The sequence below is a fragment of the Paraburkholderia phosphatilytica genome (genome assembly GCF_003443895.1).
Lineage (GTDB): Bacteria > Pseudomonadota > Gammaproteobacteria > Burkholderiales > Burkholderiaceae > Paraburkholderia > Paraburkholderia phosphatilytica.
In genome coordinates this window covers 95246-113422 of record NZ_QQOA01000004.1, presented here as the reverse complement: position 1 = coordinate 113422, position 18177 = coordinate 95246, and the positions used below count along the sequence as shown (strand labels likewise).

The window sequence follows — 18177 nt, the reverse complement described above, 5'->3', positions numbered from 1 at the left end:
ACTGCGCGGGGCTTTTTTGGGGCTTGCGGCGACTGTGTTCGCGCGTCAATGCGGCAACCGCACATCAAACCTGAATGTGACGAGTCTGGCGAGCAGAATGAACCCCGTCGCAATCAACACCGCATACACGTTATCGAACTGCAGATAATCGAGCCCGACGTACAGCGCGCAGCCGACGAACGCACACGTCGCATAAGGCCGTGAGTCGCGCAGCAGCAGCGGCACTTCGTTGCACACCACATCGCGGATCACACCGCCGAATACACCCGCCAGCACGCCGATCATCACCGACGTAAAGCGCGGCATCTCCGCATCGAGCGCCATCGACGTTCCCGATACGCTGAACAGCCCAAGCCCGATCGCATCCGCAACCAGCAGCGCACGCTGCGAAATCAATCGTGACGTGGCGCGCAGCACGACAGGTGCAAACAGCGACATCACGAAGATCGCGATCACATAACCCTGATGCTGGACCCAGTAGAACGGCCGGCGTTCCAGCAGAACGTCACGCACGGTCCCGCCGCCGAACGCGGTCGCCATCGCGACGAGAAACGTCCCGACAGCATCCAGCCGCCGCTCGCGCGCCTCGATGAACCCGGAGATCGCGTACGCGAAGATAGCCAGCGCTTCCATGATCGAAAGCGCGAAGGTGAGACGCGGATGAATCACATACCCCTCGATGAACCGAACAAGAAAACTATGATGAAGGCGCACCCTGGTGAGGCGTGCGCCCCGGCTGCAGCAGCACGAGCACCGCACCCGCGCCGCCGTCGTGCGGCCGCGCCTGGCTGAACGCGATCACTTCGTCCTTCTGCACGAGCCACGCGCGAACCTTGCCCTTGAGCACGGGTTCCTTGCCGACGGAGCCGAGCCCCTTGCCGTGAATCACGCGCACGCAGCGCAGCCCGCGCTTCACCGATTCGCGGATGAATTCCGCGAGCGCCTCGCGCGCTTCCTCGCGGCGCATCCCATGCAGGTCGAGTTGCGCCTGCACGATCCACGCGCCGCGTCTGAGCTTCTTCACGACTTCCTGGCTCACGCCGGGCCGGCAGTATGACAGCGTTTCGTCGATGTCGAGCAGCGCTTCCGGATCGAACTCGTCCGACAGCGTTTCCTGCAGCACCGCCTTTTCGTCCAGTTGCGTCTGCAGCGGCAAAGGCTCGGGCGGATTGCGCGGCTTCATCGCGCGCGCGGCGGCGGTCAACGGCGCAACCGCACCGATCTCGCGACGGAATTCGCTGGCATCCGCTGCGGCTTCGCGTGCTGCCTTCGCGGTGGCCGCGCGTTCCTTGTCGCGGCGCTCGGCATCGCCCTTCAGCGCATCGCGCAGCGAACCGAGACCGGAGAGGCCGGCTTTCGGATCGACAGTCGGCTTCACGGGCGCGGCGGCGGGCGCGGGCGGATTGGTCTGCGCATTCGCTGCGGCGCGCCGGCGGTTCGGATCGCTAGGGTGAGAAAGGTTCTTTGGCATGACGGTAACGACAGCACGGAAGCACGAAAGCACGCGAACGCGCACGGAAAACAAAAAGGCCGCGGCCCTGACGGGCGCGGCCTTTCGTTCCTTCGAAGCTCGGAACAACGCGGAACGGCGGGTCGGGGCGCGCCCGACGCCATTTTACCGGTCCTTATCGATCCGCTTCGTGGCTCATCACGTGTTCGCTCGTGAGCTCGTGGATGCTTTCGAGGTAACGCTGCGCATCCAGCGCGGCCATACAGCCGGTGCCCGCGCTCGTGATCGCCTGACGGTACACGTGATCCTGCACGTCGCCGGCGGCGAACACGCCCGGCACGCTGGTGCCGGTTGCATTGCCGGCAAGGCCGCCGTTCGTGATGATGTAGCCGTTCTTCATCTCGAGCTGGCCTTCGAAGATGTCCGTGTTCGGCTTGTGGCCGATCGCGACGAAGAGACCTTGCAGATCGATATCGGTCGTCTCGCCGGTCTTCGCGTGCTTGATGCGCAGGCCAGTCACGCCCGAGTTGTCGCCCTTCACTTCGTCGAGCACGTGATTCCACTTGATCTCGACCACGCCTTCCTTCTCTTTCTCGAGCAGGCGGTCGATCAGGATCGGCTCGGCGCGGAACTTGTCGCGACGGTGAATGACGGTGACCTTCTTCGCGATGCCCGCGAGGTACAGCGCTTCTTCAACGGCGGTATTGCCGCCGCCCACCACCGCTACGTGCTGCTGCTTGTAGAAGAAGCCGTCGCAGGTGGCGCACGCGGACACGCCGCGGCCCATGAACGCTTCTTCCGACGGCAGGCCGAGGTACTGCGCCGACGCGCCCGTCGCGATGATCAGCGAATCGCAGGTGTACTCGCCCGAATCGCCGATCAGGCGGATCGGCTTCTCGTTCAGCTTCGCGGTGTGGATGTGATCGAAGATGATCTCGGTGTTGAAGCGCTCGGCGTGTTCGAGGAAACGCTGCATCAGTTCCGGACCTTGCACGCCGTTCGCATCCGCGGGCCAGTTCTCGACGTCGGTCGTGGTCATGAGCTGGCCGCCCTGTGCAAGACCGGTGACGAGCACCGGCGACAGGTTGGCGCGCGCCGCGTAGACGGCGGCCGTGTAACCGGCGGGGCCAGAACCGAGAATCAGAACCTTGGCGTGTTTTCTGGAAGCGGACATGATCGAATTCCGTAAAAAGCGGCGGGCACGTGGCCGGTGATGCGCCGGATTGGCGTCGCGCATCGTGCTGAACCGGCTGCGGCACCCTGAGGGGCTGGTGAATCGGATGTGGGTATCAGCACGCAATTATAAAGGGCCGGGCAATCGCCCGCTCGATGAAGCTTTTGCATCGCGGCGATAGCGCGGCGGCTGCCACCCGGCCAGTCACGCAATGCGGCAGCGAACGTGGCAGCAAACGTCGTGCGCGCGCATCGATTGTTGCCCGGATGGCTATCGTTACGGTCATTTACAGCCTCAGGCCAAACAACGCGTTTACAATAGCCCGGATCGACTGGCGGGCCGCAGAGCACCTCGCGGGCGCCTCGCGCCGGCCCGCCACCGCGCTGGTGGCGCGCCCCGACGGGACCGCACACGTTACAGGATCAATGGCAAAAGCACCTTATTCCGCGAACGCGCAGGCCTTGCCGCACCGCATGTCGCGTCTCTTCACCGAAATCCGCTGGATTCTCCAGGTGGCGCTCGGCGTTTTCCTGCTGATGGCGCTCGTCAGCTACAGCCGCCACGACCCGAGCTGGAGCTACGCGTCGCGCGTCGACCACATCGGCAACTGGGCGGGCCGCGTCGGCTCGTACGTATCGGACATCCTGCTCGAACTGTTCGGTCTCTCGGCGTACTGGTGGGTCGTGCTGCTTGGCCGCCGCATTTCTGCGAACTACCGGCGCATCACCGGCAACGAGGAACCGGCCGAAGACGCGCCGCGCGACAACAGCTGGATCGCCGAGGCCGGCGCGTTCATCGTCGTGCTGCTCGCGTGCGACGGCATCGAGGCGATGCGCATGTGGTCGCTGAAGGTGCAGTTGCCGCGCGCGCCGGGCGGCATCGTCGGCGAGGCGGTATCGAACGGCGTGTCGCACGCGCTCGGCTTCACCGGCGGCACGCTCGCGCTGCTGATCGCGCTCGCCGTCGGGCTGTCGCTGTACTTCCGTTTTTCGTGGCTGTCGGTGGCCGAAAAGGTCGGCGATTCGATCATCTCGTGGGTCACGCTCGCGCGTCTGCACCGCGAAGCTGGCCGCGACCGCAAGCTGGGCGAAGCGGCCGCGGTGAAGCGCGAGGGCAAGGTCGAGCAGGGCCGCGTGCGCATCGAGGAACACGAGCCGGTCACGATCGTGCCGCCGGTCGTGAAGCCGGAGAAGTCGGAGCGCGTCGAGAAGGAGCGCCAGGTGCCGCTCTTCACGGACCTGCCCGGCGACTCCACGCTGCCGCCCATTTCGCTGCTCGATCCGGCCTCCGAAAGCCAGGAGGCGATCTCGCCGGATACGCTCGAATTCACGTCGCGTCTGATCGAGAAGAAGCTGAAGGATTTCGGCGTCGACGTGAGCGTCGTGGCCGCGTATCCGGGGCCGGTCGTCACGCGTTATGAAATCGAGCCCGCCACCGGCGTGAAGGGCAGCCAGATCGTCAATCTCGCGAAAGACCTCGCGCGCTCGCTGTCGCTCGTGTCGGTGCGCGTCGTTGAGACCATTCCGGGCAAGAATTTCATGGCGCTGGAGCTGCCGAACCAGCGCCGCCAGACGGTGCGTCTCTCCGAGATTCTCGGCTCCACGGTCTATGCGGACGCGCCGTCCGCGCTGACGATGGGCCTCGGCAAAGACATCGGCGGCAAGCCGGTCTGCGCCGATCTCGCGAAGATGCCTCACCTGCTGGTGGCCGGCACCACGGGTTCGGGCAAGTCGGTCGGCATCAACGCGATGATCCTGTCGCTGCTCTACAAGGCGAGCGCCGACCAGGTGCGGATGATCCTGATCGACCCGAAGATGCTCGAAATGAGCGTCTACGAAGGCATTCCGCATCTGCTGTGTCCGGTCGTCACCGACATGCGCCAGGCGGGCCACGCGCTCAACTGGACGGTCGCCGAGATGGAGCGCCGCTACAAGCTGATGAGCAAGCTGGGCGTGCGCAATCTCGCGGGCTACAACAACAAGATCGACGAAGCGACGAAGCGCGAAGAGAAGATCCCGAATCCGTTCAGCCTGACGCCGGACGAGCCGGAACCGCTGTCGCGCCTGCCGAACATCGTTGTCGTGATCGACGAGCTGGCCGACCTGATGATGGTGGTCGGCAAGAAGGTCGAAGAGCTGATCGCGCGGATCGCGCAGAAGGCGCGCGCGGCCGGCATTCACCTGATCCTCGCCACGCAGCGTCCGTCGGTCGACGTGATCACCGGCCTCATCAAGGCCAACGTGCCGACGCGGATGGCGTTCCAGGTGTCGTCGAAGATCGACTCGCGCACCATCCTCGACCAGCAGGGCGCGGAGTCGCTGCTCGGCATGGGCGACATGCTGTACCTGCCGCCCGGCACCGGCCTGCCGATTCGCGTGCACGGCGCGTTCGTGTCCGACGACGAAGTGCATCGCGTCGTCGAGCGGCTCAAGGAGCAGGGCGAGCCGAACTATATCGAGGGCATCCTCGAAGGCGGCGTGACGGGCGAGGGCGACGAAGGCTCGGCCGGTGCGGGAACCGGCGCGGGCGGCGACGAGTCCGACCCTCTGTACGATCAGGCGGTGGAGATCGTCATCAAGAACCGGCGCGCGTCGATCTCGCTGGTGCAGCGGCACCTGCGCATCGGCTATAACCGTGCGGCCCGCCTGCTGGAGCAGATGGAGCAGTCGGGGCTGGTGTCGGCGATGTCGTCGAACGGCAACCGCGAAATCCTCGTGCCGTCGCGCGAAACCGAATAGCCATCGCGCGCGGTTTCCGCGACATGCCCATGTGGCCAGCGCACCGCGCGTCGCGGTGCGCGGCCCGTGAATCGCAGGCCACCCTCCATCGCGTCGTTTCATCCACGGAGAGTCTCATGCAGCACTACGTCGGGCAGTCTGCCCGTGCGGGCAGTTCGAATCACATCGGGGGCGCGCTGCGGCGCGCGGTCGTGGCCGCGGGCGTCGTAATCGGCGCATCGCTGATGTTCGCGTCGAGCGCGTACGCGAGCGGCATCGAGCAGCTGAAGGCATTCGTCGCGCAGGTCCATTCGGCGCGCGGCGACTTCGTGCAGAAAGAAGTGAAGGCGCCCAAGGCCGCGCAGGGTGCGAGCGGCGCGATTCCGACGCTGCCCACCACCGGCACGTCGAGCGGCACCTTCATGTTCGCGCGGCCGGGCAAGTTCATCTGGTCGTACGAGAAGCCGTATCAGCAACTGCTGCAGGCGGATGGCGACACGCTCTACGTGTACGACAAGGACCTGAACCAGGTCACGGAACGCAAGCTCGGCAACGCGCTCGGCGCGAGCCCTGCGGCGATCCTGTTCGGCAGCAACGATCTCGACAAGAACTTCACGCTGCACGACGCGGGCGTGAAGGACGGCATCGACTGGCTCGAACTGATTCCGAAGGCGAAAGACACGCAGTTCCAGCGCGTCGGCATCGGTTTCCGCGACGGCAATCTGCAGGCGATGGAACTGCACGACGTGTTCGGCAACGTGACGCTCCTGACGTTCTCGAACATCCAGAAGAACCCGCCGATGCCGGCCGATCAGTTCAAGTTCACGATGCCGAAGGGCGCCGACGTGATCAGCGGTTGATCCGCAGCCGGGTCAATTGATCTCGTCAGGCCGCCGCGTTTCATGCGCGGCCATCATGTCGTCGACGAACGCGTCGACGATATCCGAACGGTGCTGCCGCGCGCGCGTAACCATGTGGAACGCGACGCGGTAGCGCATCTGCCGCGGGTTCAGCGCGGCGAGCAACCCTTCCTTCACGTACGGTTCGGCGAAGTGCCCCGGCAGATAGCCGAGGTGATGGCCCGACAGCACGAGCATTGCGACGGCCTCCATGTTGTCCGCGACGGCTGTCACATGCTGCGGCGTGGTCGAGCTGGCGGCTTCCGGCAGCGGGTAGCTGCGCCACGCCCATTCGTGCTGCGCCGCTTCGGCGGGCGCGATCTTGCCGGCTTTGCCGAACAGCGGATGCCGGCGCGCGCAGTACGCGAACTGCTCTTCCGCGAAAATCTCCGTGTATTCGAGCGACGGCACGCGATGCCAGAAGTAGCCGATGCCCACCTGAATCCGCCCGCTTAGCAGCAGCTCTTCGAGTTCGCCCGGCGAGCGCACGAACACCGCAAACCGCACCGACTCGTCGCGCTCGCGAAAGCGGCCGATCGCCTCGCTGATGCGCGCGCTCGCTGCCACGGGCGTGTGGCCGATCATGCCGATGCCGAGTGTGCCGACCAGCTTGCGGCCGACGTTGCGGGCCTGCATGCCGAACGCGTCGATCGCGGACATCAACGAGCGCGACGCCTCGACGAACTGCTCGCCGCGCGCGGTCAGCGCGAAGCCGCTGCGGCCGCGTTCGCAGAGCCGGTAGCCGAGGCGCGTTTCGAGCGTCGCAAGCTGGGTGCTGATGGTCGACTGGCCGACGTTGAGCGTCGCCTGCGCGGGCGAGACGCCGCCGGCATCGACGATCGCAAGGAACACGCGGATCAGCCGCAGATCGAGGTCGGTGAGCTGCGAGAACATGGCGATAAGGGTGGCGTCGGGCAATACATCGGTGGGAATCGATGTGAAGTTTAGCCCATTGGTATTTTATGTTGGCGTTGGCTGCACAAGAATGATTCATCGCCCGGCATTTTGGCCTTTTGCAAGGCACCGATGACCGGCCCGTCGCGAAACGTTCGATCATTGTCCCGCTGCGATGAATCATCCCACTCCGTTCGTCTCTCCTGACTCCCACGCAGAGTTCGCCGGGCGCCCGCAGCCGTTGTCCGGCAACGCGATGCCTCGCTGCGGCGGCATCGCGACGATGATGCGGCTGCCGCACGTCGCGTCGGCGCAGGGGCTCGATGCGTGTTTCGTCGGCGTGCCGTTCGATCTCGGCACGTCAAACCGCACCGGCGCGCGCTTCGGTCCGCGTCAGATTCGCACCGAGTCCGTGCTGCTGCGGCCGTACAACATGGCGACGCGCGCGGCGCCGTTCGATTCGCTGAACGTCGCGGATATCGGCGATGTCGCGATCAATCCGTACAACCTGCACGATTCGATCGCGCGCATCGAAGCCGCGTACGACGCGATCCTGCGCCACGGCACGAAGCCGGTCACGCTGGGCGGCGATCACACGATCGCGTTGCCGATCCTGCGCGCGATCCATCGTCGGCACGGCAAGGTCGGGCTGATTCACGTCGACGCGCACGCCGACGTCAACGACACGATGATGGGCGAGAAGATCGCGCACGGCACGCCGTTTCGTCGCGCGGTCGAAGAAGGTCTGCTGGATTGCGAGCGGGTCGTGCAGATCGGCCTGCGCGGCACCGGCTACGCGGCCGAAGACTTCGACTGGTGCCGCGAGCAGGGCTTCGAGGTCGTGCAGGCGGAGGCTTGCTGGAACCAGTCGCTGGCGCCGCTGATGGCGCGCGTGCGCGAGCGGATGGGCGACGGCCCGGTCTACATCACGTTCGATATCGACGGCATCGATCCGGCCTTTGCGCCGGGTACCGGCACGCCGGAGATCGCAGGGCTCACGGTGCCGCAGGCGCTCGAGATCATTCGCGGCGCGCGCGGCCTCAATATCGTGGGCTGCGATCTGGTGGAGGTGGCGCCGCCGTACGATCCGTTCGGCACCACCGCGCTGCTTGGCGCGAACCTTGCGTTCGAGCTGCTATGCGTGCTGCCGGGCGTCGAATATCGGGCGGCGACGCGTCACGCGTAAGCCGTTCTGCGCGCCGACACCAGCACCAGATAGCACACCGCGCCGATCGCGAGCGACGGCAGCGTCGCGCCGAGATTCGGCAGCCACGTATTGATCGCCTGGTACGCGGCGATGCCGATCGCCCACGCAAAGAACGCGCTCAGATGCCAGCCGCCGGAGAAACCATAGCGCCCGCGCGGATCGGCGAGCGCGTCGACGTCGATACGACGGCGGCGCACGATGAAGTGATCCGCGAGCACGACGCCGAACAGCGGCGCGAACACCGAGCCGATCAGTAGCAGGAAGTTCTCGTACTTGCCCATCGCGACGACGAGCGCGATCAGCGTGCACAGCGCGCCAAACGCCGCCGACAGCAGCGGCACCGAGCCGCGCTGCCAGAACGTGCCCGTCGACACCGCGGCCGAGTGGATGTCGGCGAACGCGTTGTCGATCTCGTCGATCAGCACGAGCAGCAGCGCGAGACCGCCGCCGGCTTTCGCGAGCGCGGTAGTCAGGAGCGCATCGCCGCCGCCCGCGGCCAGCCCATACACCGCACCCAGCGCGTAGAACCAGACGTTCGCGATGCCGAAGCCGAGCAGCGTGCCGCGGAACGTGTCGCCGGGACGGCGGCTGAAGCGCGTGTAGTCGGCGATCAGCGGCAGCCACGACAGCGGCATCGCCACCACCAGATCGATCGCGCTGCCGAACGTCATCTCGCCGGTGCCCGCGCGATGCATCAGCGCGCCCAGGTCGTAATGCGCGAGCAGCGACCACGACAGCCACGCCGCGCCCGCCAGCAGAATCCAGATGCCCCAGGTGCGCAGGAAGCGCCGCACGAAGGAGAGCGGGCCGCTGATCGCAAGCAGCGTCGCGAGGATGCCGAACAGGACCGTCCAGATGAGCGGCATCGAGAAGCCGAACGCCTGCTTCGCGAGCGCATCGGCGGAATCGCGCATCACGATGATCTCGAACGAGCCCCAGCCGATCAGCTGGATCGCGTTCAGCACCGCGGGAATCGTGACGCCGCGGATGCCGAGCGTCGGACGCAGCGACGACATCGCCGCGAGCCCGGTGTCCGTGCCGATCACGCCGGCGAGCGCGAGCAGCACGACGCCCACCACACTGCCGATCACGATCGCGGCGAGCGCGTTCGGCAGCGACAGGCCGGGCACGAGCAGCGCGCCCGCCTGCGCGACCAGCAGGCCGATGCCGAGCGAGAACCAGAGCGCGAACGCGTCGATGGTGCGAAACGCTTGGCGCGCGGCCGGCACGGGGGCGAGCGGTGCGTAGGTCGAGCCGGCGTTGTCGGCGGGGGCAGTCGACTGCTGGGCGGCTTGAGCGTTCGGTGGCGTCGGGCCGGATGTATCGATGGCCATTGGGATGGTGTCCTCTCTGTGGCGGGTCGTGGTCTGGCTGCTTCGCGGCGTGCGGCGGCCGGTGGGCGGAGGCGCCGGCTGTCATAATGCTGGATTCCGGCGGCGGGTCCGGCCCGTCGCGCGGGCGCTTCACCCGAAGTCAGCCCGCAGTCCGCATGCCGCAAACAGCAGAAAGCCGAGATTATCTCTAAAACGCCATGTTCGAAGAAACCCGCGCCAATGTCCCGCTCGCCGAGCGCCTGCGGCCGCGCACCATCGATGAAGTGATCGGGCAGAAGCATCTGCTCGGGCCGAACAAGCCGCTGCGCGTCGCGTTCGAGTCCGGCGAGGCGCACTCGATGATCCTGTGGGGCCCGCCGGGCGTCGGCAAGACGACGCTCGCGCGGCTGATGGCGGACGCGTTCAGCGCGCAGTTCATCGCGCTGTCGGCGGTGCTGTCGGGCGTGAAGGATATTCGCGAGGCCGTCGAGACCGCGCAGATCCATCGCGCGAACGGGCATCAGACGCTCGTCTTCGTCGACGAGGTGCATCGCTTCAACAAAAGCCAGCAGGACGCATTCCTCCCGCACGTGGAGTCGGGCCTGTTCGTGTTCATCGGCGCGACCACCGAGAACCCGTCGTTCGAGGTGAACAGCGCGTTGCTGTCGCGTGCGGCGGTGTACGTGCTGAAGAGTCTCGATACCGACGAACAGCGCGAACTGCTCGACCGCGCGCAGCAGGAGCTGGGCGGCCTGACTTTCACCGACGAAGCACGCGACGCGCTGATCGGTTCCGCCGACGGCGACGGCCGCAAGCTCCTGAACAACCTGGAGATCGTTGCGCGCGCGGCCGCGCAGCAGAAGACGACGGAGATCGACGGCGCGCTGCTCGGCAGTGCGCTCGCCGAAAACCTGCGCCGCTTCGACAAGGGCGGCGACGCGTTCTACGACCAGATCAGCGCGTTGCACAAGTCCGTGCGCGGCAGCAATCCGGATGGCGCGCTGTACTGGTTCTGCCGGATGCTCGACGGCGGCGCGGACCCGCGTTATCTGGCGCGCCGCATCGTGCGGATGGCGTGGGAGGACATCGGCCTCGCGGACCCGCGCGCGGCGCGAATCACGCTCGATGCCGCCGAAACGTATGAGCGGCTCGGTACGCCGGAAGGCGAGCTGGCGCTCGCGCAGGCGCTGATCTATCTCGCGATCGCGCCGAAGTCGAACGCCGGCTATATGGCCTATAACGAAGCGCGGCGCTTCGTCGGCAAGGACCAGTCGCGCGCGGTGCCGATCCATCTGCGCAATGCGCCGACGAAGCTGATGAAGGAACTCGGCTACGGCCACGAGTACCGCTACGCGCACGACGAACCCGATGCGTACGCGGCCGGCGAGACCTATCTGCCGGACGGCATGCGCGAACCGCACTGGTACCAGCCGACGCCGCGCGGGCTCGAAGGCAAGATCGGCGAGAAGCTCTCGCGGCTCGCCGAACTCGACGCGCAGTGGCGCGCGGAGAACAAGGGCAAGAAGTAGCGCCGGCGGCGCGTTTCGCGCGGCGGCGGTCGGGCCGCGGGCCATTCGGCCCGGCTGTCGGACCGCCACGCCGGTGCGCTAGAATCCAGCTTTCACACAACGAATTTTTCCCCGTCCCATGCTCGACATCCAGCTGCTGCGCAAAGACCTCGACGGCGTCGCGAAGCGCCTCGCCGACCGCGGCTACATCCTCGACGTCGCAGCGCTCTCCGCGCTCGAAGCGGAACGCCGCGCGATCCAGACCCAGACCGAAGAGCTTCAGTCGCGGCGCAACAGCCTGTCGAAGCAGATCGGCGCGATGAAGGGCCGGGGCGAGGACACGTCGGCGGTGATGGCCGAGGTGAGCGGTATCGGCGACGAGATGAAGGCGTCGGCCGCGAAGCTCGACGAGATCCAGACGAAGCTGTCGGACCTGCTGCTCGGCGTGCCGAACCTGCCGCACGAGAGCGTGCCGGTCGGCAAGGATGAGGCGGACAACGTCGAGGTGCGCCGCTGGGGCACGCCGCGCCAGTTCGATTTCGAGGTGAAGGATCACGTCGACGTCGGCACGCCGCTCGGGCTCGACTTCGAAACCGGCGCGAAGCTGTCGGGCGCGCGCTTCACGATGCTGCGCGGACAGATCGCGCGGCTGCATCGCGCGCTCGCACAGTTCATGATCGACACGCACACGCAGCAGCACGGCTACACGGAAATCTACACGCCGTACATCGTCAACCCGGAAATCCTGTACGGCACGGGCCAGCTGCCCAAATTCGCGGACGACATGTTCCGCGTCGAGAAGGGCGGCGGCGAGAGCACGGTCACGCAGTACCTGATTTCGACTTCGGAAATCTCGCTGACCAACACCGTGCGCGACAGCATCCTCGAAGCGAATGCGCTGCCGGTGAAGCTGACCGCGCATTCGCCGTGCTTCCGCTCGGAGGCCGGTTCGTACGGCCGCGACACGCGCGGCATGATCCGTCAGCATCAGTTCGACAAGGTCGAGATGGTGCAGGTGGTTGCGCCGGAAATGTCGTACGACGCGCTCGAACAGATGGTGAAGCACGCGGAAGCGATCCTGCAGAAGCTCGACCTGCCGTACCGCGTGATCACGCTGTGCACTGGCGACATGGGCTTCTCGGCCACGAAGACCTACGACCTCGAAGTGTGGCTGCCGGCGCAGAACACCTACCGCGAGATCTCGAGCTGCTCGAACACCGAAGCGTTCCAGGCGCGCCGCATGCAGGCCCGCTACCGCAACGCGCAGGGCAAGCCGGAACTCGTGCATACGCTGAACGGGTCGGGGCTGGCGGTGGGCCGCACGCTCGTCGCGGTGCTGGAGAACTTCCAGAACGCCGATGGCTCGGTCACGGTGCCGGCGGTGCTGCGTCCGTATCTGGGCGGTGTCGCGCGGCTGGAGGTTGGCGCGGCCTGACGCGCTCAACGCGCCGCTGCCCAGCATGGTTTGTTCGCGACGAAAAATGCTTGGAGAACGCGGCTCATCTGTTCTATAATCTTCGTCTTGCCAAGCAGCGGCCTGCTGGGCAAGCGAAGAAGCAGAACGTGCGGAGTGGTCAACTTCAACCCGCCACAGTCGCTTCGGGACAAGCTGGAAAGGTGGCAGAGAGGTCGAATGCGCCGGACTCGAAATCCGGTGTACAGTTATGCTGTACCGTGGGTTCGAATCCCACCCTTTCCGCCAGAACATGCAAGCCCTGTAGATCCCAAAGGTCTACAGGGTTTTTGCTTTTGGGCTCGGCGTTTGCCGCATGCTGGCGCATCACCCGCCCACAGCCTTCTCCCCACACAGACCCTCCCACGCGTGCAACGCATCGGCGAAAGTCGCATGCCCCAGCACGCACTCCAGGTCGGCATTAGCGATGATCGGCTGATTCGCGATATTCCCCGCGAACCACGATTCGCACAGCTTCCCGATCCGCTCGACATCACGTTGCGCGAGCGCCGCGAGATCGCGCTTGAGCAGCCATTTGAACTCCTTCTGCGTGAGCACCGGGCCTGCATCGCTGCCTGTTAGCACCCACGTCTGCGTCGTGTGATCCAGCGACGGCTGCAGCATCGGGTTCATCCGCACGAAGCGGCTGTTGCGCATCGCCTTGCGCGCCTCGGCGCGTACCAGCGACTGTCCGAGCAGCACGTACGTATCGAAGGTGGCGGCATCGGGCGGATCGTCGAGGATACTCGTTGCGATCAGTTCGGCATCGCGGATCGCGCCCGGCTTCTGCTGACGCGCAACCAGCACCGGCCATTGCGCGGGATGACCGCCCGCGAGCGGCAGATGCGTGCCGCCGGTGCCGATGCTGAGGATCTGCAGCGCGTCGAGCGGACTCTGATAGCGCGTCGCGTTGCCGCATGCTTCGATCACCGCGGCGAGCACGGGGTTGTCGTAGCCGCCGATTGCGCCATCCCAGAACCGTCGCTTCTGCGGCGGCTTGCCATAGACGACCGTAGCGGGCGCATCGAAATAATGAACCGGCGCCGTCGATGAAGCATGGATCGCATCCGCCAGCGTCGGCGCGCTGTCGCTCTGTCCGCCGGTCGACAGCGACGCGAGGTCGGAGCGAAACAGCGTCGCGCGATGCAGGTCGTAGTCGAACGCGGGAATCAGGATGCGCGGCAACGGCGTGCCCGGTATCGCGGCCTGCAATGCATCGAGCGTCACGTCGCCGAGCGGCCCGAGCACATTCCTGATCGCCTTCAGCTTGGCCTTCGTCGAAAAACGCGCGCCGATGCCAAGCAGCTTCTCGGCCTCGCGGACCGGATCGGCAATATCGTCCACGTCATGAAAGATCGCGCGACGCGTTTTCCGGCTTTCGAACAGCGCGAGCAGTTCCCCGAGCGTCATGCCGGCAAGCAGGCCGCCCAGCACGATCGCGCCGCCCGAATTCGCGGCCACGAGGTCGAAGCGCGCGAGCACGTCGAGCCCGCGCGCCTCGGCGCCGTAGAGCTTCTGCAGCGCCTTGACCTGAATCAGCGCCCAGGTGCCGCCGCCGTCGAGCGACAGAATCCTGAATGTCATCGTCGTGCCTCGCTTGTGCCTTGCTGGTGCGTCGCTGGTGCCGGGCATCGCGCCCGGCGGCGCGGCCATTTTTGTCGCGCATGTCGACATGCGGCCTTCGAAGCTTATTATTAGCAGTCGCGTCCGCGAAGTTCCAGTTGCACGCGACGCTTCTTTCAGGAGGATCACGATGAACTCCGTGCTGTTCCGCAACGGTGCCTTGCTCGATCCCACGCAACCTGACAGTCTGCTGCCCGGCCACGACGTGCTCGTGGAAGGCAGCACGATCCGCGAAGTCTCCGACCGCCCGATACGCAGCGACAGCGCGCGCGTGATCGACCTCAAGGGCAAGACGATCATGCCCGGCCTGATCGACCTGCACGTGCATGTGGTCGCAATCGAATTCAACCTGCCGCGCGTCGCGACGATGCCCAACGTGCTCGTCACGTTGCGCGCCGTGCCGCTGATGCGCGCGATGCTGCGGCGCGGCTTCACGACGATCCGCGACGCGGGCGGCGCCGGCTATCCATTCAAGCAGGCGGTCGAAACCGGGCTCGCCGAGGGCCCGCGGATGTTCGTGTCGGGCCGCGCGCTGAGCCAGACGGGCGGTCACGCCGACATCCGCGCCCGCAACGACTTCATGCCGCCGGATGCGCCATGCGGCTGCTGCGTGCGCGTCGGCGCGCTGGGCCGCGTGGCCGACGGCGTCGACGAGGTGCGGCGCGCGGTCCGCGAAGAGCTGCAGATGGGCGCGGACCAGATCAAGATCATGGCGTCGGGCGGCGTCGCATCGCCTACCGATCCGGTCGCCGCGTGGGGCTATTCGGAAGACGAGATCCGCGCGATCGTCGAAGAAGCGCGGGCGCGTCAGACCTACGTGCTCGCGCATGCGTACACGGCCGAAGCGATCGCGCGCGCAATCAAGTGCGGTGTCCGAACCATCGAGCACGGCAACCTGATCGACGACGCCACCGCGAGTCTCGTCGCGAAACACGATGCGTTCGTCGTGCCGACGCTCGTGACCTACGACGCGTTGGCCAGCGAAGGCGCGAAGTACGGTCTCCCCGAGCCGAGCATCGCCAAGGTCGCCGACGTGCACGAAGCGGGCTTGCGCTCGCTCGAAATCCTGAAGCGCGCGGGCGTGCGGATGGGCTTCGGCACCGATCTGCTCGGCGAAGCGCAGCGGCTGCAGAGCGACGAGTTCCGCATCCGCGCGCAGGTGCTGTCGCCGGCCGAAGTGATCGCGAGCGCGACGCTGGTCGGCGCCGAGGTGCTCGGCATGACGGGCAAGCTCGGGCGGCTCGCCGAGGGCGCGTACGCGGACGTGCTGGTGGTCGACGGCGATCCGCTGAAATCGGTCGACTGTCTGCGCGGGCAGGGCGAGCACATTCCGCTCGTGATGAAGGGCGGGCATATCCACTTCGACGAGCTCGACCGCGCGTAATCCGGGCGTTTTGCTCGCGCACACGAAGCACGCAGCAGGCAGCACGCATCCAGTCGCAACGTCCATCGTTCGAGAGAGAGGTGTTCATGTCGCAGCCATCGTCGCAGTCGTCCGGTATTGCCACGTCGTCGATCGCCGCGCGCATCGAGCGAATGCCGTTCTCTCGCTATCACCGCCGCCTGCTGCTGATGGGCGGCCTCGGCTACACGTTCGATGCGATGGACGCCGCCGTGCTCGCGTTCCTGCTCCCGGTGCTGCGCACGCAGTGGTCGCTGTCGAGCGTGCAGACGGGCGTGCTGGGCAGCGGCACCTTCATGGGCTACTTCGTCGGAGCGATGCTTGCCGGCGTGCTCGGCGATCTGATCGGGCGGCGGCGGGTGATGATGGTTGCGCTCGTGATCTATTGCATCGCGTCGCTCGCGAGCGCGACCGCGCACGACTGGCCGTTCTTCCTCGCCACGCGCATCGTCGCCGGGCTCGGCACCGGCGCGGAAAGCGCGATCGTCGCGCCGTTCCTTTCCGAGTTCGTCGCGCGCCGCTACCGGGGCGCGTTCACCGGCAGTCTCGCGGGCTTCTTCTCTTTCGGCTTCGTCGCGGCCGCGCTGCTCGGCTACCTCGTGATTCCGGTCGCGCCGTCCGCATGGCGCGTCGTGATGGTGATCACCGCGTTGCCGATCGTGATGCTGCTGTGGTGGCGCCGCGCGCTGCCGGAATCGCCGCGCTGGCTCGAAGCGCGCGGCCGGCACGCGGAAGCCGAAGCGATCGTCGCGCACGCTGAAGCCGAACTGCGCGCGGAAGGCGTGCAACTCGAAGCGTTGCCCGACGCGGACGTGGTGCCGCCCAGCGTGCCGGTGGCGACGAACCGCGCATCGGTCGTCGCGAACGTGAAGGCGTTGTGGTCGCGCAGCCTCGCACGCGTGACGGCGATGACCTGGCTGATGTGGCTGTCGATCACGTTCAGCTACTACGCGTTCTTCACGTGGATTCCGGGCCTGCTCGTGCAGAACGGCATGACGATCACGCGCAGCTTTTCGTATTCGCTCGTGATCTATCTCGCGCAGATTCCCGGCTACTTTTCGGGTGCCTGGCTGAACGAACGAATTGGCCGGCAGGCGACGATCGCGGCCTACATGGTGCTAGGCGGCGTGTCCGCGCTCGGTCTTGCGCTGACGCGCAGCGACGCCGGCATCATGATCGCGGGCGTGCTGCTGTCGTTCTTCATGAACGGCACCTATGCGGGCGTCTATGCGTACACGCCGGAAGTGTTTCCGACCGACGTGCGTACCACCGGCGCCGGTCTCGCGTCGTCGATCGGACGGCTGGGCGCGATCGCGGCGCCGATTCTCGTCGGCTACGTGTATCCGGTTGCGGGCTTCGCCGGTGTATTCGGCGCGACCACCACGGTGCTGCTGATCGGCGCGCTCGCGGTCGTGCTGATGGGCGTGCCGACGCGCGGCCGTTCGCTCGAAGACATCGCGGCCGGACAGTTGCATCGCTAGCGGCGACGGCCCGTTCCGCGGCGAGGGACGCGCCATCCTCTGTACAATGCCCCCATCGACGGCCGCCGGTCCGCCGCGCGTGTCTCGCGCCGGCGCATGGCGCGGCGGCCAGCAGCCCGGAACTCCTCATCATGGCCATTACCTTCAAATCGCCGGACGATGTCGCTGCGTTGCGCGTCGCCGGACGTCTTGCCGCCGACGTGCTCGCGATGATCGGCGAACACGTGCAGGCGGGGGCATCGACCGAAGACCTCGACGCGATCTGCAACGACTTCATCGTCAACAAGCAGCGCGCGATTGCCGCGAACGTCGGCTATCTCGGCTTTCCGAAAACCGTCTGCACGTCGGTGAATTCGGTGGTCTGCCACGGCATTCCGAACCGCAACGAGGTGCTGAAAGACGGCGATATCATCAACATCGACGTGGCCGTGATCAAGAACGGCTACTTCGGCGACACGAGCCGCATGTACGTGGTCGGCAAGCCGAGCCCGGTCGCGTTGCAGCTGATCGATACGACGTACGAAGCGATGCTGGCCGGCATCCGCCAGGTGAAGCCGGGCGCGACGCTCGGCGACATCGGCCACGCGATCCAGAAGACCGCGCAGCGCGACGGCTTCTCGATCGTGCGCGACTACTGCGGTCACGGCATCGGCAAGGTCTATCACGAAGAACCGCAGGTGCTGCACTACGGCCAGCCGGGGCAAGGCCTGCGCCTGAAGCCGGGCATGGTCTTCACGATCGAGCCGATGATCAACGCGGGCCGCGCGGGCACCTCGGTGCAGCGCGACGGCTGGACGGTGGTCACGAAAGACCGCTCACTGTCGGCGCAGTGGGAGCACATGCTCGCCGTGACCGACGACGGCTACGAAGTGCTCACGCCCTGGCCGGACGGCACCGGTTCTTACGAAGCGCCTTGATGCATCTGGTGCGCGTGTAGCGTGCGGTGCGTGTCATAGCCCTAACGCGTGGCGCGCTTTATGCGGCAAAGCAGCAATGGTGTTGTCGCATTCTTGAGCGCGGCAACGGCTGTTTCGTGCCTTTGTCAAGGCCGAAAGC

The 18177-nt window shown here is 66.3% G+C and carries 14 protein-coding genes and 1 tRNA gene; 9 read left to right on the top strand and 6 right to left on the bottom strand.

Annotated features, from left to right (window positions below; all coding sequences use genetic code 11):
- Positions 1–45 precede the first annotated feature (45 nt).
- The 3 genes from DVS29_RS05755 to trxB all read right to left on the bottom strand — a co-directional run bounded on the left by DVS29_RS05755 (position 46) and on the right by trxB (position 2624).
- Positions 46–666, bottom strand: coding sequence for a trimeric intracellular cation channel family protein (locus DVS29_RS05755; RefSeq protein ID WP_118179677.1), 621 nt, complete (start codon positions 664–666; stop codon positions 46–48).
- 31 nt (positions 667–697) lie between these two features.
- The gene (locus tag DVS29_RS05750; RefSeq protein WP_118179676.1) at positions 698–1471 is read right to left on the bottom strand and encodes a Smr/MutS family protein; all 774 of its coding nucleotides are present in this window, start codon (positions 1469–1471) and stop codon (positions 698–700) included.
- A 154-nt stretch (positions 1472–1625) separates the two neighbouring features.
- Positions 1626–2624: a thioredoxin-disulfide reductase gene (gene trxB, locus DVS29_RS05745; RefSeq protein ID WP_420816073.1), complete on the bottom strand. Its 999-nt coding sequence runs from the start codon at positions 2622–2624 to the stop codon at positions 1626–1628.
- Positions 2625–3049: 425 nt separating this feature from the next.
- Between trxB and DVS29_RS05740 the strand changes: the two genes are divergently transcribed.
- Positions 3050–5362 carry a DNA translocase FtsK gene (locus DVS29_RS05740; RefSeq protein WP_164707848.1) on the top strand — a complete coding sequence of 771 codons (2313 nt, stop codon included), beginning with the start codon at positions 3050–3052 and terminating at the stop codon, positions 5360–5362.
- Positions 5363–5478: 116 nt separating this feature from the next.
- Positions 5479–6201 (top strand): outer membrane lipoprotein chaperone LolA, encoded by a 723-nt coding sequence (gene lolA, locus DVS29_RS05735; RefSeq protein ID WP_118179463.1) that lies wholly within the window; start codon positions 5479–5481, stop codon positions 6199–6201.
- Positions 6202–6213: 12 nt separating this feature from the next.
- Here lolA and DVS29_RS05730 read toward each other — a convergent pair whose 3' ends face one another.
- Positions 6214–7134, bottom strand: coding sequence for a LysR family transcriptional regulator (locus DVS29_RS05730; RefSeq protein ID WP_118179462.1), 921 nt, complete (start codon positions 7132–7134; stop codon positions 6214–6216).
- A gap of 175 nt (positions 7135–7309) precedes the next feature.
- On the opposite strand from DVS29_RS05730, the gene speB reads away from it, so the two are divergent.
- Complete coding sequence (gene speB, locus DVS29_RS05725) at positions 7310–8320, top strand: agmatinase (protein ID WP_118179461.1); 1011 nt, start codon at positions 7310–7312, stop codon at positions 8318–8320.
- Here speB and cytX read toward each other — a convergent pair.
- The gene (cytX, locus tag DVS29_RS05720) at positions 8311–9675 is read right to left on the bottom strand and encodes a putative hydroxymethylpyrimidine transporter CytX (RefSeq protein WP_118179460.1); all 1365 of its coding nucleotides are present in this window, start codon (positions 9673–9675) and stop codon (positions 8311–8313) included. The two genes, speB and cytX, sit on opposite strands and share 10 nt — an antisense overlap.
- Positions 9676–9872: 197 nt before the next feature.
- Between cytX and DVS29_RS05715 the strand changes: the two genes are divergently transcribed.
- From DVS29_RS05715 to DVS29_RS05705, 3 genes are all read left to right on the top strand, one after another.
- Entirely contained in the window at positions 9873–11183 is a 1311-nt protein-coding gene (locus DVS29_RS05715) for a replication-associated recombination protein A (RefSeq protein ID WP_118179459.1), read from the top strand.
- A gap of 118 nt (positions 11184–11301) precedes the next feature.
- Positions 11302–12597 carry a serine--tRNA ligase gene (gene serS, locus DVS29_RS05710; protein WP_118179458.1) on the top strand — a complete coding sequence of 432 codons (1296 nt, stop codon included), beginning with the start codon at positions 11302–11304 and terminating at the stop codon, positions 12595–12597.
- Between the two features lie 176 nt (positions 12598–12773).
- A tRNA-Ser gene (locus tag DVS29_RS05705) sits at positions 12774–12864 on the top strand.
- Between the two features lie 78 nt (positions 12865–12942).
- Here DVS29_RS05705 and DVS29_RS05700 read toward each other — a convergent pair.
- Positions 12943–14367 carry a patatin-like phospholipase family protein gene (locus DVS29_RS05700; protein ID WP_124800601.1) on the bottom strand — a complete coding sequence of 475 codons (1425 nt, stop codon included), beginning with the start codon at positions 14365–14367 and terminating at the stop codon, positions 12943–12945.
- A gap of 1 nt (position 14368) precedes the next feature.
- On the opposite strand from DVS29_RS05700, the gene DVS29_RS05695 reads away from it, so the two are divergent.
- The 3 genes from DVS29_RS05695 to map all read left to right on the top strand — a co-directional run bounded on the left by DVS29_RS05695 (position 14369) and on the right by map (position 18038).
- Positions 14369–15622: a metal-dependent hydrolase family protein gene (locus tag DVS29_RS05695; RefSeq protein WP_118179456.1), complete on the top strand. Its 1254-nt coding sequence runs from the start codon at positions 14369–14371 to the stop codon at positions 15620–15622.
- Between the two features lie 86 nt (positions 15623–15708).
- Entirely contained in the window at positions 15709–17121 is a 1413-nt protein-coding gene (locus DVS29_RS05690) for an MFS transporter (protein ID WP_118179674.1), read from the top strand.
- Between the two features lie 131 nt (positions 17122–17252).
- Positions 17253–18038 carry a type I methionyl aminopeptidase gene (gene map / locus DVS29_RS05685; RefSeq protein ID WP_118179455.1) on the top strand — a complete coding sequence of 262 codons (786 nt, stop codon included), beginning with the start codon at positions 17253–17255 and terminating at the stop codon, positions 18036–18038.
- The last annotated feature ends 139 nt before the right edge of the window (positions 18039–18177 follow it).